The sequence below is a fragment of the Bacillus sp. hwrm1 genome (assembly GCF_040207805.1).
GTDB classification, from domain to species: Bacteria; Bacillota; Bacilli; order Bacillales; family Bacillaceae; genus Bacillus; species Bacillus velezensis.
The window spans coordinates 39,016-53,214 of sequence record NZ_CP157943.1; the positions used below are offsets into that span (position 1 = coordinate 39,016).

Consider the following 14,199-nt stretch of genomic DNA (forward strand, 5'->3'; position numbering starts at 1 on the left):
CTAATGTGATGGAACCGTTTTTTATTGTATGATAAGAATAGGTATAAATAAAATTGAAAAATAAAATCGCATTATTGATTTTTTCGATACATCTTAGAGGTGAATTCATATGGAGATCAGACATCTTATTACATTTCAGGCCATTGTAGATAAGGGAAGCTATACAGGGGCCGCGGCGAAGCTGGGATACACGCAGTCGACGATTACGACTCATATTCAGGCGCTTGAACAGGAGATCGGCGGCGCATTATTTACGTACGAAAAAAGGCGTCTGAAACTGACGCCTTAAGGGAGAGAGCTGATACCGTTAGCCGAGGATTTACTTTCCGCCCATGACAAGATCAAAAATATGCAAAGCATTCACGAGGTGAAGGGCGTTTTAAAAATTGCGGCGCCGGAGTCTTTGACCATTTCCAGACTGGGGCCGATTATCAGAGAATATTCCATGAAGTATCCGAACGTCAATATCATATTGAGCAACGGAACATGCGGGCAGAATCAGGTGGAATTAGTAAGCGGCCGCGTGGATATTGCATTTATGGTGTATCCGGAGATACAAATGGAAAAATGCATACATCATTCTTTAATGGAGGAACGCATCGTCCTCGTGGCGGGCAGTGACGCACCGGAACATTTTGACGACTATCAACAAAGCGGCAAGCACTTTTTTATTACAAATGAAGAAGGATGCAGCTATCGGACTATGTTTGAACGATTTCTCGTCAAACATGATATCAGTCATTTACAAACAATGGAACTGTGGAGTATAGAGGCCATTAAGCAGACGGTGATGAGCGGACTCGGTTTCTCCGTTTTACCTTATATTACGGTAAAAGAAGAGGTAAAAGCGGGGAAGCTGAAAATTCTTCAGCAGTCTGAGCCGTTCGAGCGGCTTTATTCTCATATGCTGGTCAAAAAGAAAAAATGGCAGCTTCCGGCCGCTGAAGCTTTTGTGTCGCTTGTTCTTGAGTCGTTTGGTGATAAATAATGTTTAGGTTAATTTGAAAGCCGATGCCTGCGCGCATCGGCTTTTGTTTTTGTCCGGAATCTTAATGACATTTTCGATGTCAGCCAGCTTTGACTCCATACCTACCTTTTTTAAAAAAAGAGAGCTGATCAGCAAATATGGTATGATTTACATAATCAGGGAGTGAGAAGATGAATATGAAGAGGGCATATTACGCTATTTTATACAGCCAGACCGCTATCAACTTGGGGTTCTCACTTTATACGATGGCTGTCATCTTGTTTTTGTTTACAAAAACCGGTTCGACGGCGATGGCCTCTCTTATGACGTTCGTCAGCATTGTATGTCGCGTATTGGGCAGTGCCGTTTTGCCGCTGGTCACCGGCCGGTTCACGCTTCGGTCTTTGTTAATCGGTTCTCAATTGATTCAGATCACACTGTTAGTCTGTTTGTTTTTTGTCATCCAAACCGGTTCATCCGCATTCTTTTTTCTGATGTTTTGTCTGATCGGAGGCATTTCTTTTTGCAACGGATGGTTTGCTCCGATAAAAAGCGCGCTGATTGGGGAAATCATTCCTCCTGATCGAAGGGCGAAAGCGAACGGTTTATTATCTGCGGCGGATCAGACCGTTCAGTTTGCGGGGTGGTCTCTCGGCGGCGTCATCATAGCGTTCTTGGGAGAGAGCGATACAATGATCGTCACTGTCATGTTATTGGTTTCTTCGGTTTTGGGCATCATTCTGTTTCTTCAAGTACGCATGTGTGCACCGGCAGCAGTCAGGGAACGTTCCCTTTTTGCAGATGCGGCAAGCGGCTGGGTGTATTTATTTCGGCAAAAGCAGCTGAGGGTTCTCATTGTGATGGATGTGATCGAATCGTGGGCAGGCATGATATGGATCGGTTCTGTGTCCTTAACTTATGTGCATGACGTTCTTCATAAAGGAGAGGCTTGGTGGGGGTATGTCAACGGAGTCTATTATGCAGGGACGATGATCGGCGGACTGATCATCTATAAGTTATCCGGTCAGTTTCAGCATCATCTCATTCCGCTTATGCTGACGGGAGCCTTGGCATATGGAATGTTCACGTTTATTTATGGGTTGATCACAAGCGCCGTTACGGCCCTTTTTCTGGTGCTGTGTATGGGGCCGGCTTGTGTATTACGAGATCTCACGCAGGAAACATTGCTTCAAAACATCACGACCGAAAAGACACGGGTCAATATATTAGCGGCGAGATCAGCTTTGGTTCAGTTTATTTTTATGTTTTCCATTATCGGAACGGGGGTCATCTCGGATGTATTCGGCGTGCGGTTTATTTATATTGGCGCAGGCCTCCTCTTATTAATTTCGGCTTTTATCGGATTTTCTCAGCTGCGAATGAAGAAGATGGTACAAAGCCGCATGTAGTGTAGTATAATGAGGAACGTACGTTCTATATCGAGAGAGGAGAGGGTAATGTGGGACATCTGGCACTGCAATTGTATGATTATCATCTTTGGGCAAATCAGCAAATATTCACCCGGCTTAAAGAGCTTCCGGAGGATGTGTACCGTAAGGAGATTCAAAGTGTCTTTCCGTCGATAGCCGGTGTATTGACTCATGTGTATCTGTCGGATAAGGGGTGGTTTGATGTGTTCTCCGGAGAGCGTCTGGAGGATACGCTGAAATCAGCTGAACAGCAAAAAGAGGACATCTTGTCTAAAGAGATAGAAGAGCTGGAAGATATGTTTTTGGAATTATCAGATCGATATCAATTATTTTTGCAAAAGGAAGAAAATATCAGTCTCCCCCTTGAAATAGAGCATCCGTCAGGTGACATCATGAAAACCGCAGCGGCCGATATGATCCTCCATGTTGTGAACCACGGAACGTATCATCGCGGGAATATAACAGCCATGCTCAGACAGATGGGGTATGCTTCTGTGCCGACGGATTACGGTATGTATTTATATATAAACAAAAAGTAAACAAGACAGCCAACGCGGCTGTCTTGTGATATCCGTAAAACAGCCAAATCATATGAGTGATTTGGCTGTTTCATTTGCTATGCCATGTTCTGCAGCCGTTCTAAACTGTTTTTCCAATTCGCTTCAAGCGCTGTAAAAGCAGCGGCGGCATCTTGCTGTTCTAATGCGTGAATGATATCAGAGTGTTCATTATATGATCTGTTTAAAGCGCCGTTTTCACTGAAATAGCGGATTTCCATTCTCTGAATTTTGACTTTCAGGCTTACAAGCAATTTGTGAAGTTCGGCGTTGTCCGCAAGCAGAATGATGCGATGGTGAAATGCATTGTCCGCTTCCAGGATGGCCAGTTTATCGCCGTCTTTCATTGTTTGAAGAAGATTTTCATTCAGCTGTTTCAATTCCTGAATCACGGCATCGTCCACATGCGGGAGAGCTTGCTGCAATGCCAGTTTTTCAAGCGTCCAGACGATGGAATACAAGTTTTCCGCTTCTTTTAACTCAATCGGAGCGACAAGCGTCCATCTGTTCGCTTTTGTTATCACCAAGCCGTCATCTTCCAGCCGCAATAAGGCTTCCCGTATCGGGGTGCGGCTGATTCCCAATGTTTCCGACAAATCCTTGTCCTTTAACTTTGTTTCCGGTTTGAGCTTGCCCGTTATGATCCAGTTTCTGAGTGTGCGATACACTTCGTCCCGCATGATGGTTCTTTTCAGCACAGGTTCTTTGTTTTGATTATCCAATGGAACACCTCATGAATCGTAGTATACATATTTGCATTTTACCACAGTCCGGGCGCTGGTTAGAAATGAAGAGGGACGTCTAAGAATGAATCGAACCGAGATGCTTCATCTCAATATGCTGAAAGTCAGCGGAGCCGCCTTCAGAAAAGAGCGTGATTCCCTGATCTTCGTGTTTTGGGAACACTTCATTTGTCAAAACGGTTTTTCCGTCGTCTGCAAATACTTCAATACTTGTTTTGTCTACGAGAATTTTCAGATGGACGCGCCCTTTGTTTCCGTCAAATGGGGCTTTGCTTTCGGCGTATGCACCGGTTTTATCAGGCTGGTCTGTAAACGATCTGTTCACATAGGCATAGCCGTCTTCTGCCGAAATACCGACATCAATATGCCGACTTTGGTCTGCTGATTCTCTGAGTCTGACGCCTGCATTTTTGATATCTGACCAAGCGATATCCATATCAAGCTGATATGTATCACCTTTGATCGGCAGTGTCTCTGAACCGTTCACCTGTTTGTGTTCTATGCTGTCAGTTGAAGAGGTTAATTGGTTCAATGCTTCAACCGGCTCTGATACTAGGCTGTATGTGCCGCCGTCCTGCTGCTGAAGGCGGATTTCACGGACGATAGAATCCGTGCCGTTAAAGCCGTTTTTTAGTGTCGGTGTTTCATTCGGATAATCCCAATTGTTCATCCATGCCAGCGCATAGCGTTTTGTCAGAGGATCTTCGCTATTACCCTCCTCAAATGTGACGCCGCCGTACCAGTCAAAGCCGTAATCGAGCCATTGCGGTTCTTCTTGATCGGCGGTAAATTCCTTCCCGTCAAAGTTTCCGGTCCAATACGCGTACGTATTCGGTTTGCCTGCGGGTTTGCCGTTTGCGCTTGCGCCCAGAACCCACTTGGCTGTTCCGTCATCTGCACGGATCATATAAAGGTCGGGGCATTCGATGAGGCCGATCTGCTGAGTGATAAAACCGCCCGTGTATGTCCAATTTTTTAAATCGGGTGATTCATAAAAACCGATTTTTTCTCCTTCGGCCATGGCCATCACCCATTTGTCATCCTGTTCATCCCAGATCACTTTCGGGTCCCGGAAATCCTTAGTTCCCGGGTTTTTCATCACGGGCTGATCACTATAGGAAGTAAACGTTTTTCCTTTATCCGTGCTGTACCATAAATATTGTTCCTGGGCTTTTGTTTTGGCTGTCGGCTGCGTTGTGACGGCGACCAGCGCGTTTTTGCCGAAGCCCGCGGTGTTGTGTTTATCAATGACGACAGAACCGGACCAGATATCGCCGTTTTCGTTGGTGTATTTCGGAATAGCCGTGCCTTCGTCCGTCCAGTGCACCAAGTCCTCTGATACGGCGTGCCGCCATTCTGTGCCGTTGCCGTTCGGGTAATCCCGATTATAAAGATAGTAGTAATGATATTTCCCCTCGAAAAAAATGGGCTTTTGAGGGTCATTTTTCCATTTGTCCGGGGTCGTAAAATGATACGCCGCCCGGTAATCTTTCTTATGCTCCGTGTTTGTGTCAGAGGAATTGTGGTTTTTGTTCGGCAGTAAGCCGACAAACAGGAACGCACCCAAAAAGATCAATATTACAACGGGCCATTTTCGTGCCATGATTGAATTCACCATCTTGTTGAGAAATAAAAGAAAATGCCAATGAAGTATCGGCATTTTCTTTTTGTTGTTATTAGTTGTTAACCGTAAGCTGTCCTTGTTCAAGGATGCTGTTTTTAACAACGGATGTTTTCTTGCCTTTGATGTTCATTAAGAAGCTTGGCGCAAATGTCGCCTTTTTATCCTCAAAGAAGCCTCTGTTTGTCATGTAGCTTGTGATCACGACATTATTGCCTTTGGCTTGCGGCACTGCGAAGTGAGAGTAAGTGAACGTTACATCGTTAGGATCAAGACCCATTTGCAGTACAAGACCAGTTTTGTTCAGCGGCTTGTAAGGACCTGTTAAAGAGTTTGATACATAACCAAGCATGTAAATATCGTTTGAGTTAATACCGTCGATCGTCATTTTTGAACCGCGTGAATCAGTGAACAGGTACCATTTGCCGTTCATTTTGAAAACATTCGCGCGCTCGATTTCATCAGTTACCGTGTTTGAAGTGATCAGCGGCTTCATGACTTTTTTCAATGTGTAGTCATTGTTTAATTCTACGATACCGAGGGCGCCGTTCGCTAATTCAGCATCGCGTTTTTTAGCACTTTGCTGAAGCTTCTGACTTTCTTTACGGAAGAAGTTTGTGCTGCCGCCGTAGTACGCTTTGTTAAATAAAGATTCTTCGCCTTGGTATCCGTTTTCTGTTCCCGTGTTGGCTTCGAATACAAGGTATTTATGTCCTTTGTCTTCAACGTAGTGAGGGTCTCTCAGCGTATGGTTGTCGCCGGATGTATAGTTCCCTTCATCGATAAACTGCTGAACGTTTTGATATGTTTTTCCGTCGCCGTCAAAAATCGTTTTATGATCTTCCACTCCGTTGATCTTGAGCGTGTCATCAGATTTTGACACATTTACCTGCGCCGTTGTCAGGCTTTGTTTGCCGTAATGTTTACCGGAAAAGTCAGTGTAGAATAAACGGATTTTTCCGTCAGATGTAAAGGTTGCAGAACCGGACCATTCTTGTGTCTGTTCTTTCAGGATTTCATCATTGGCGTCGAACTTATCGCTGTCTTTAAAGACACGGCCCGCGTTTTTCCAGCTGTCGATCGAGTTGTCGCCGACTTTTTGATAAAACATGTAGATGGATGTGTCATCAGCGTCTTTCGGGCTTCCGGCAAGAGCAAACACGACGTGATAGCCGTTGTATTCAGCTACTGTTCCGTCAGCGTTTTGGAGCGGCCAGCTGTCCCACACATCCAGTCCTTTTGCGGACTCGATATTTTTAATTGTTGATTGGTCGAATTGAGGCACTTGGTATTTTTCACTTTGCTGCTGTTTAGGGATCTGCAGCATATCATGGCGTGTGATGTGAGAGACGCCGTACGTTTCTTTGTAAGGTTTTTGGGTATTTTCTTTCGCGAAGGCTTGAGTCGCTCCCCCTGCCAGAAGTGCAGTCGTAAAAGTTAGAACTGTGGCTCGTTTTGCAAATTTTTTGATGTTCATGTTCATGTCTCCTTTTGTATGTACCTTTTTTTGCGATCTGCCGATTCGATCCTCCTGCATTCATGGATGGCATGTTTGTTACAGAAAAAAAGACCTAAAATATGTATGGGGTGACGCCAAAGAATACACTTTGCCCTTAACACATTTTAGGTCTTGCCTGCTTTATCAGTAACAATCCTGCATGATTTACTTGTCGACATCATTCTATTAGACTCTGATTCTATTGACAACTGGTCTATTTTCCTCTTTTGGATGATAGTAAAATGAAAAAAGGCCTTTTAATATATGGGTAATTGAGACTAAGGGGTGCTCTGGGCCTAGGAAAAAACCTCTCTAAAAAAGAGAGGTTATTTTTTCTTGATAGATAATAAAGCGATGGTGGCTAAAATCAGCAAAGTACCCAGCCATTCTGATATTCCGAAGGGAACATGCAGCCAGATCACAGCTAAAAAAGCTGCCGACAGCGGCTCTGCACAAGCGAGCAGGCTGGTTTCAGAGGCACTCAGATATTTCAGGCTTTCCAAGTAGCAATAAAAAGCGATGAGCGTTCCGAAAATGATGATAAACACGATCGCGGCATATGCAGGAAAGGACCACTCGCCTTCAAATGTCCAGGGCGGGCGGATCAAGCTGAGGGCGGCTCCGCCGATCAGCATGCCCCATCCGACAATAATGGCCGATCCCCATTTCTTCAGCAGACGATGCGGCTGAAGGGTGTAAAACGCCAGTGCAAACGCCGAACTGATGCCCCAAAAGACGGCCAGACCGGATATGGACAGGCTTCCGACATTCCCGTGCGTGACCAAAATGAATGTGCCGGCAACCGCCAATAAGACGGCCAGAAGCTCTTTTGCTGAAGGAATTCTCTTTGCGCGAATCGCTAAAAAGCATGTAATGATCGCTGGCCCTAAATACTGAAGAACGGTAGCAGCGGCCGCGTTGCCGTACTCAATTGCCGCGAAGTAGGTGTATTGAACGCCTAACATTCCGAAAATCCCGAATAAAAGAAGGGGAATTCTGTCCCGTCTGTCTTTCCAAACAGCCCATATCCGTCCTTTTTCTTTGCGGTACGCGATGCCGAGCAGAAGCGCCCCTGACGCCAGAAGGCGCACCGAAGTCAGCCATTCTGTATTAAAATGGCGGTGCTGGAACAGATACTGGGCAACCGTTCCCGAGACCCCCCATAAGATAGCTCCTGTCAGCACAAGCCAAATGCCTGTTGTTCGTGAATAAGAAAGAGCAGCGTGTTTTTCCAGGATAGACCCCCCCCGATGCTGATGTTGTGATAGCAACTTACAATAATTAGGAAAACGAACGCCTTGCATGTGATATATTATATATTGTATATTAAATTCCGTCAAAATGATTTTCGAGAGAAAGCGCTGACGAAACGGCCGTCTGATGAATGAGCAATAAAAAAACACCCCGGCGGGTTTCCGGGGTGTGTTGGTTATTCTGCAATCGCGTCTGTTAAAACAGGAACGACTTGTTTCTTTCTGGATACGACGCCTTTTAAAAGAGCCGTGTTGTTTTCTAAAGTCACGTTGAATGCTTTTTCCACTTTTGACGCTTGATCACCGATGGCAAGCGCAAGGGAATCGTTTTCCAGAATATCCGTAATCACGAGAAGGAACAGGTCAAGGTTCTTCTCAGCAATTACTTTTGAAAGAGCCGCTTCTAATTCCGGCTGCCGCTTTTTAACATCTTCAATATCAACTGTGTTGACTTGGGCGATTTCGACTTTTTTGCTGCCGAGCGTGAACTCTTTCGCATCAAGAGAAATCAGTTCTTCCACAGTTTTTTTGCTTAAGTCGGCGCCCGCTTTCAGCATGTTTAAGCCGTACTCTTCCGCATCTACGCCGGCAATTTCAGCAAGCTCTTTTGCCGCTGCGATATCTTGCTCCGTGCAAGTCGGAGATTTAAATAACAGAGAGTCGGAAATGATTGCTGACAGCATGAGGCCCGCAATTTCTTTCTCGATTTTCACGTTATTTTCTTTGTACATTTTGTTTAAGATCGTAGCCGTACAGCCGACCGGCTCAGCACGGTAGTAAAGAGGTTCCGCTGTTTCGAAGTTGGCGATACGGTGGTGGTCGATAACTTCAAGAACCTGAACGTCTTCGATATCCTTGATGCTTTGCTGGCGTTCATTATGGTCAACAAGGATGACGCCGTTTACTTCGTTTGCGGCTGTTTCCACCAAACGCGGGCTTTCCTGCTTGAAATAATCAAGCGCGTATTGTGTTTCGCCGTTGACTTGTCCGAGGCGGACGGGCTCAGCATTGAAGCCGAGTTTATTTTTTAGATCAGCGTAGGCAATGGCAGAGCAAATGGTATCTGTGTCTGGGTTTTGATGTCCGAAAATAAGAATTTTTTCCATAATAACTCCTTGTCCTTTTTTGTAGTGTAAACAATCTTTTTATAGTTTAACACGTCTTGAGGAGGGTGTAATCTTCAAAACCTTAAAAATTGATGTGAAAAAGAAGCATTTTTGTTGAGAGGTGGAGAGGATTGCGAGTAAAATACTGGGTAAGTCAGATGCTAATCAGCATATAGTATCAAAAAAGGTACTATGGAGGATGAAAAATGAACATATATCCGAATAAAGAAGGTTGTCCGGTTGAACTGACGCTTTCCGTTATCGGCGGAAAGTGGAAGGGTATTTTGTTTTATCATATGATCGGCGGAAAAAAGCGGTTTAATGAGTTTCGGCGCATTTGCCCCAGCATTACGCAGCGTATGCTGACGCTTCAGCTTCGCGAGCTTGAGGCGGACGGCATCGTGCATCGGGAGGTATATCAGCAGGTGCCTCCAAAGGTGGAGTATTCTCTTACCGAATTCGGCAGGTCGCTGGAACCGATCGTTTTGCAAATGAAGAAATGGGGAGATGCCAACCGGGAGTTTCTCGAGGCATACCGGGAAAAAACGTCTCCTCAAGATCAGTCCGCTCAAAAATAAGAAGCAGCAAAGGATTAAATTCCTTGCTGCTTTTTTTTATTTCATCGCGATGGCTTTTCTGGCGTTGCGCACATCATTCTTCAGCAATTCGCTCAGGTTGTAAGCCGGATATTGACCGCGTTCTTCCATATACTCAAAGACCATTTGGTGCCACTTGATGGCCGCGTTTAAGTGCTTGACGAAGACGTGTCTTAATTGAGGTGTGGCCGTCTCTGTAATGGCTCCGGCATAATTGCGGACAGATGTTTTGGCCAGAATGAGCAGGCCGCCGCTGTAAAAGGAGGAATCAGCGCGCTCTTCTGTTTCATCCTCACGAAAAGCGGGAGCTTCAGGGAAGAAAGGAAGCAGTTCACGCAGATTTTGTTCCAGCGAATGGATGGAAAATCTGTAAAGCTGTTTTAATCTGGCATCGCTTACGTCCCGCTCTGTTCTTTTTAATTTCACAAGTCCGTTTGCCTGGAAAGCCACTAACTCATGCAGTTCTAACGTTTCATGCCATGCTAATGTTCTCCGCTCAGTCATGGTGTAAGAATCTCCTTTATCCTTCATTTTCACTTTCAGCATATGCCCCGGTCCCGATGTTGTTCCTGATGTTTTGAAGTTTCCAGAAAGGGAAACTCAATGTAAAGGAAATACGAAATAGAGGTGAAACTATATGTGGGACATGATAAAGAACTTCTTCCTTTTCAGCAGCGGGGTTTTGCAGGCGACCACTCTCTTACTTATCGTTATCGTCTTGTTATATGTACGAAAAACCAAAAAGAAAAACAGAGATACTTCTGGTTTCATGGATGATCAGGATCACTGATACAACGGGCATTCTTTCACTGGGATGTCCGTTTGTCTGTTTTCATGTTTCACATGGAACATTGCGGCTGTCCGCGCTCATTTTACTTGCGATTTCGACTTATGTTAAAATATATACGTGTATTTTGGAGAGTTTATGGAAAATTCAGGTCTTGAAAGAGACATTGCGGCGTCAAAAGAGCAGTCGTCTAAGCTGCTCTTTTCTATTCGTATGTTCGAATGATCCAAGGTTTGAGGTGAGTAAGTGAAAAATACAAGGGCTCTAATAGAAGGCGCCATTTTGATCAGTATTTTTGCAATCATTTCCCTTTTGGTCGTGTACCTCCCTTTACTGGGGGCAATTCTTCTCTTTGCTTTGCCGCTGCCGATCATTCTTTACACCATTCGGCATGGTCTGAAGCCCGGGGTATGGATGGGGCTTGCCAGCCTTCCTGTCAGCTTTATTGTAAGTTCGTTTACCGGGCTTACAGGCGCTTTTACGGCGGCCTGTACGGGAATCGCCATGGGATATTATTTTAAAAAGAAACAGCCCGGCTATGCGGTTGCTGCCGGCGCTATGGCGTATGTGCTGTGCGGCGTCGTTTTTTTTGTGGTCAGCATCGTGTTTCTTAATATGAATGTGGTTGATACCACCATGTCCCAGCTTCGGGAGTCGCTGTCTGTGGCTGATACCATGTCAAAGCAGCTCGGTTATGGAGACCAGTTCGGGAAGCAGATCAAGCTGATGGAAAGTCAGCTGAGCACGGTTCAATATCTTTTTCCGACAGTGCTCGTATTGACCGGCATCGTTTTTTCTTTCCTCAGTTATGCTATGGCAAGGCCGCTTTTACGGCGATTTTCCCCTGATCTTCCGAAGATGAAGCCTTTTAGAGAGCTCAAACTCCCGCAAAGCGTTGTCATTCTGTATTTTATTGTGACGATATTAGGGTTTCTGCCTTTAGAAAAAGGGCATATGCTGTATTCGGTTTCATTGAATGGGGGATTTATTCTCAGCTTGCTGATTTGTATTCAAGGATTAGCGTTTATTTTTTTCTATTGCCGCGAAATGGAGATGCCGAAAGCCGTTCCTGTATTAGCAATTGTGCTGGGGGTGCTTTTTCCGCTTATCTTGTCCGTGTATCTCCTCTTAGGCATCATTGACATAGGCTTTAACATAAGAAATAAGGTGACGCGAAATTGAGTGTGACTTACAGGTGGGGAGTTGATAGAAATGCCTAGTTTTTATGAAAAACCGTTGTTTCGGTATCCCATCTATGCATTGATTGCATTGTCAATCATCATAATTCTCATCAGCATTTACTTTAACTGGCTGATAGGAGCCATCGGCGTTGTGCTGCTCGCCGTGATCTTGTTTTTCATTAAGCGTGCGGATTCTCTGATCAGAAAAGAAATTGACGATTATATCTCCACGTTATCGTATAGATTGAAAAAAGTGGGCGAAGAGGCATTAATGGAAATGCCTATCGGGATTATGCTGTTTAATGATCAATATTACATTGAGTGGGCGAATCCGTTTTTGTCTTCCTGTTTTAATGAAAGCACGCTCGTCGGACGCTCGCTGTATGACACATGCGAGGCCGTCGTGCCGCTGATCAAGCAGGAGGTCGATTCGGAAACGATCACCTTGAATGAGCGGAAGTTTAAAGTAGTGATTAAAAGAGATGAGCGCCTGCTTTATTTCTTTGATGTGACAGAACAGATTCAGATTGAAAAGCAGTACGAAAATGAGAGAACCGTGCTGGCATATATCTTCTTAGATAACTATGATGACGTCACACAGGGGCTGGATGACCAAACGAGAAGCACGATGAACAGCCAGGTCACCTCATTATTAAATGCGTGGGCGCAGGAGTACGGCATTTTCCTGAAACGGACGTCCTCGGAGCGGTTTATCGCGGTGTTAAATGAACACATTTTAACGGAGCTTGAAAACGCGAAATTTTCGATTTTGGATGAAATCCGAGAAAAAACATCCGTTCACACTGTATCTTTGACCCTCAGCATCGGGATCGGCGCATCGGTTTCTTCCTTGAAGGAGCTTGGAGATCTGGCGCAGTCCAGCCTCGATTTGGCTCTCGGCCGCGGAGGCGACCAAGTGGCGATCAAAATGCCGAACGGCAAGGTGAAATTTTACGGCGGCAAAACGAATCCGATGGAGAAGCGCACAAGGGTGCGCGCCCGGGTGATTTCTCACGCGCTCAAGGAAATTGTCTCAGAAAGCAGCAATGTCATTATCATGGGGCACAAATTTCCTGATATGGACGCAGTCGGAGCCGCAATCGGAATATTGAAGGTGGCGCAGGCCAACGGCAAAGACGGCTACATCGTCATTGATCCGAACCAGATCGGATCAAGCGTTCAGCGTCTGATTGAAGAAATTAAAAAATATGAAGAGCTGTGGTCGCGGTTCATCACGCCGGAAGAGGCGATGGAAATTTCAAATGACGACACGCTGCTTGTCGTCGTTGATACACATAAACCGTCCCTTGTGATGGAAGAGCGTCTCGTGAACAAAATCGAGCACATCGTTGTGATTGACCACCACCGCAGAGGCGAGGAATTTATTAAAGACCCGCTGCTCGTTTATATGGAGCCATACGCTTCATCCACCGCAGAACTCGTGACGGAGCTGCTTGAATACCAGCCGAAGCGGCTCAAAATCAATATGATTGAAGCGACGGCCCTGTTAGCTGGTATAATAGTGGATACGAAGAGTTTTTCCCTTCGCACGGGCTCGCGGACGTTCGACGCCGCTTCTTATTTGAGAGCGAAAGGCGCAGATACGGTTCTGGTGCAGAAAGTTCTCAAAGAATCCGTCGGTTCTTATATCAAGCGGGCGAAACTGATCCAGCATACGTCTCTTTATAAAGAACATATCGCGATTGCTTCTCTTCCTGAGAACGAAGAGGAGTACTTTGACCAGGTGCTGATTGCGCAGGCGGCTGATTCCCTCTTATCGATGAGTGAAGTGGAAGCTTCATTTGCGGTAGCCAGACGGGATGAGCATACGGTGTGCATCAGTGCGAGATCGCTGGGCGAAGTCAATGTGCAGATTATTATGGAGGCGCTGGATGGCGGAGGGCATTTAACCAATGCGGCAACCCAGTTATCGGGCATTTCTGTCTCAGAAGCGCTCGTCCGGCTGAAGGAAGCCATTGATGAATATTTTGAGGGAGGCGTTCAGAGATGAAGGTTATTTTCTTACAAGATGTAAAAGGTAAAGGAAAAAAAGGCGAAATGAAAAACGTAGCAGACGGTTATGCACATAACTTTCTCATTAAAAAAGGCCTCGCTGTCGAAGCAAATGCGACGAACATCAGCGCATTGAAAGGACAGAAAGAAAAAGAGAAAAAAGAAGCGATTGCCGAGCTTGAAAGAGCGAAAGATTTGAAAGAAACGCTTGAACAGCTGACTGTTGAGCTGAGTGCCAAATCCGGTGAAGGCGGCCGTCTATTCGGATCTGTCACAAGCAAACAGATTGCAGAAGTGCTGCAAAAAACGCATAAGATTAAAGTGGATAAACGGAAACTGGAGCTCCAAGACGGTATCCGCACACTGGGATATACAAACGTTCCTGTAAAGCTGCACCCTGAAGTTCAGGCTGTGCTGAAGGTTCACGTAAAAGAAGAAGCGTAAAAT

At 45.4% G+C, this 14,199-nt stretch carries 13 protein-coding genes and 1 pseudogene; 8 read left to right on the forward strand and 6 right to left on the reverse strand.

Annotated features, from left to right (window positions below; genetic code table 11):
* Positions 1 to 109 precede the first annotated feature (109 nt).
* From ABK447_RS00215 to ABK447_RS00225, 3 genes and pseudogenes are all read left to right on the forward strand, one after another.
* A pseudogene (locus ABK447_RS00215) lies at positions 110 to 988 on the forward strand (LysR family transcriptional regulator).
* 170 nt (positions 989 to 1,158) lie between these two features.
* On the forward strand, positions 1,159 to 2,376 hold the full coding sequence (locus tag ABK447_RS00220) for an MFS transporter (RefSeq protein WP_060562280.1): 1,218 nt from the start codon (positions 1,159 to 1,161) through the stop codon (positions 2,374 to 2,376).
* Between the two features lie 50 nt (positions 2,377 to 2,426).
* Positions 2,427 to 2,936: a DinB family protein gene (locus ABK447_RS00225; protein WP_012118912.1), complete on the forward strand. Its 510-nt coding sequence runs from the start codon at positions 2,427 to 2,429 to the stop codon at positions 2,934 to 2,936.
* A 77-nt stretch (positions 2,937 to 3,013) separates the two neighbouring features.
* On the opposite strand, the gene ABK447_RS00230 is transcribed toward ABK447_RS00225, so the two are convergent.
* The 5 genes from ABK447_RS00230 to ABK447_RS00250 form a co-directional block, all read right to left on the reverse strand.
* Entirely contained in the window at positions 3,014 to 3,676 is a 663-nt protein-coding gene (locus tag ABK447_RS00230) for a GntR family transcriptional regulator (RefSeq protein ID WP_007409865.1), read from the reverse strand.
* Between the two features lie 79 nt (positions 3,677 to 3,755).
* On the reverse strand, positions 3,756 to 5,300 hold the full coding sequence (locus tag ABK447_RS00235) for a glycoside hydrolase family 32 protein (protein ID WP_206701150.1): 1,545 nt from the start codon (positions 5,298 to 5,300) through the stop codon (positions 3,756 to 3,758).
* A gap of 73 nt (positions 5,301 to 5,373) precedes the next feature.
* The gene (locus ABK447_RS00240; RefSeq protein WP_191973984.1) at positions 5,374 to 6,795 is read right to left on the reverse strand and encodes a glycoside hydrolase family 68 protein; all 1,422 of its coding nucleotides are present in this window, start codon (positions 6,793 to 6,795) and stop codon (positions 5,374 to 5,376) included.
* Between the two features lie 347 nt (positions 6,796 to 7,142).
* Complete coding sequence (locus tag ABK447_RS00245; RefSeq protein ID WP_349910095.1) at positions 7,143 to 8,054, reverse strand: EamA family transporter; 912 nt, start codon at positions 8,052 to 8,054, stop codon at positions 7,143 to 7,145.
* A 191-nt stretch (positions 8,055 to 8,245) separates the two neighbouring features.
* Entirely contained in the window at positions 8,246 to 9,175 is a 930-nt protein-coding gene (locus tag ABK447_RS00250) for a manganese-dependent inorganic pyrophosphatase (protein WP_004393053.1), read from the reverse strand.
* 206 nt (positions 9,176 to 9,381) lie between these two features.
* Between ABK447_RS00250 and ABK447_RS00255 the strand changes: the two genes are divergently transcribed.
* Positions 9,382 to 9,753 (forward strand): helix-turn-helix domain-containing protein, encoded by a 372-nt coding sequence (locus ABK447_RS00255; RefSeq protein WP_007615010.1) that lies wholly within the window; start codon positions 9,382 to 9,384, stop codon positions 9,751 to 9,753.
* A 36-nt stretch (positions 9,754 to 9,789) separates the two neighbouring features.
* On the opposite strand, the gene ABK447_RS00260 is transcribed toward ABK447_RS00255, so the two are convergent.
* Positions 9,790 to 10,275 (reverse strand): spore coat protein, encoded by a 486-nt coding sequence (locus tag ABK447_RS00260; protein WP_007407913.1) that lies wholly within the window; start codon positions 10,273 to 10,275, stop codon positions 9,790 to 9,792.
* Between the two features lie 133 nt (positions 10,276 to 10,408).
* Between ABK447_RS00260 and ABK447_RS00265 the strand changes: the two genes are divergently transcribed.
* The 4 genes from ABK447_RS00265 (at position 10,409) to rplI (ending at position 14,196) form a co-directional block, all read left to right on the forward strand.
* A complete protein-coding gene (locus ABK447_RS00265) occupies positions 10,409 to 10,561 on the forward strand; it encodes a hypothetical protein (protein WP_004393059.1) in 153 nt (50 codons plus the stop codon).
* Positions 10,562 to 10,804: 243 nt separating this feature from the next.
* Positions 10,805 to 11,740 (forward strand): YybS family protein, encoded by a 936-nt coding sequence (locus ABK447_RS00270; RefSeq protein ID WP_007615002.1) that lies wholly within the window; start codon positions 10,805 to 10,807, stop codon positions 11,738 to 11,740.
* A 30-nt stretch (positions 11,741 to 11,770) separates the two neighbouring features.
* On the forward strand, positions 11,771 to 13,750 hold the full coding sequence (locus ABK447_RS00275; RefSeq protein WP_012118906.1) for a DHH family phosphoesterase: 1,980 nt from the start codon (positions 11,771 to 11,773) through the stop codon (positions 13,748 to 13,750).
* On the forward strand, positions 13,747 to 14,196 hold the full coding sequence (gene rplI / locus ABK447_RS00280; protein ID WP_124935067.1) for a 50S ribosomal protein L9: 450 nt from the start codon (positions 13,747 to 13,749) through the stop codon (positions 14,194 to 14,196). The genes ABK447_RS00275 and rplI overlap by 4 nt, the downstream gene beginning before the upstream one ends.
* The last annotated feature ends 3 nt before the right edge of the window (positions 14,197 to 14,199 follow it).

Coding starts and splice junctions, on each gene's coding strand:
- ABK447_RS00220 (WP_060562280.1), top strand. CDS start 1,159: ATGAATATGAAGAGGGCATATTACGCTATTTTATACAGCCAGACCGCT.
- ABK447_RS00235 (WP_206701150.1), bottom strand. CDS start 5,300: ATGGCACGAAAATGGCCCGTTGTAATATTGATCTTTTTGGGTGCGTTC.
- ABK447_RS00240 (WP_191973984.1), bottom strand. CDS start 6,795: ATGAACATCAAAAAATTTGCAAAACGAGCCACAGTTCTAACTTTTACG.
- ABK447_RS00250 (WP_004393053.1), bottom strand. CDS start 9,175: ATGGAAAAAATTCTTATTTTCGGACATCAAAACCCAGACACAGATACC.
- ABK447_RS00255 (WP_007615010.1), top strand. CDS start 9,382: ATGAACATATATCCGAATAAAGAAGGTTGTCCGGTTGAACTGACGCTT.
- ABK447_RS00260 (WP_007407913.1), bottom strand. CDS start 10,275: ATGACTGAGCGGAGAACATTAGCATGGCATGAAACGTTAGAACTGCAT.
- ABK447_RS00265 (WP_004393059.1), top strand. CDS start 10,409: ATGTGGGACATGATAAAGAACTTCTTCCTTTTCAGCAGCGGGGTTTTG.
- ABK447_RS00275 (WP_012118906.1), top strand. CDS start 11,771: ATGCCTAGTTTTTATGAAAAACCGTTGTTTCGGTATCCCATCTATGCA.
- rplI (WP_124935067.1), top strand. CDS start 13,747: ATGAAGGTTATTTTCTTACAAGATGTAAAAGGTAAAGGAAAAAAAGGC.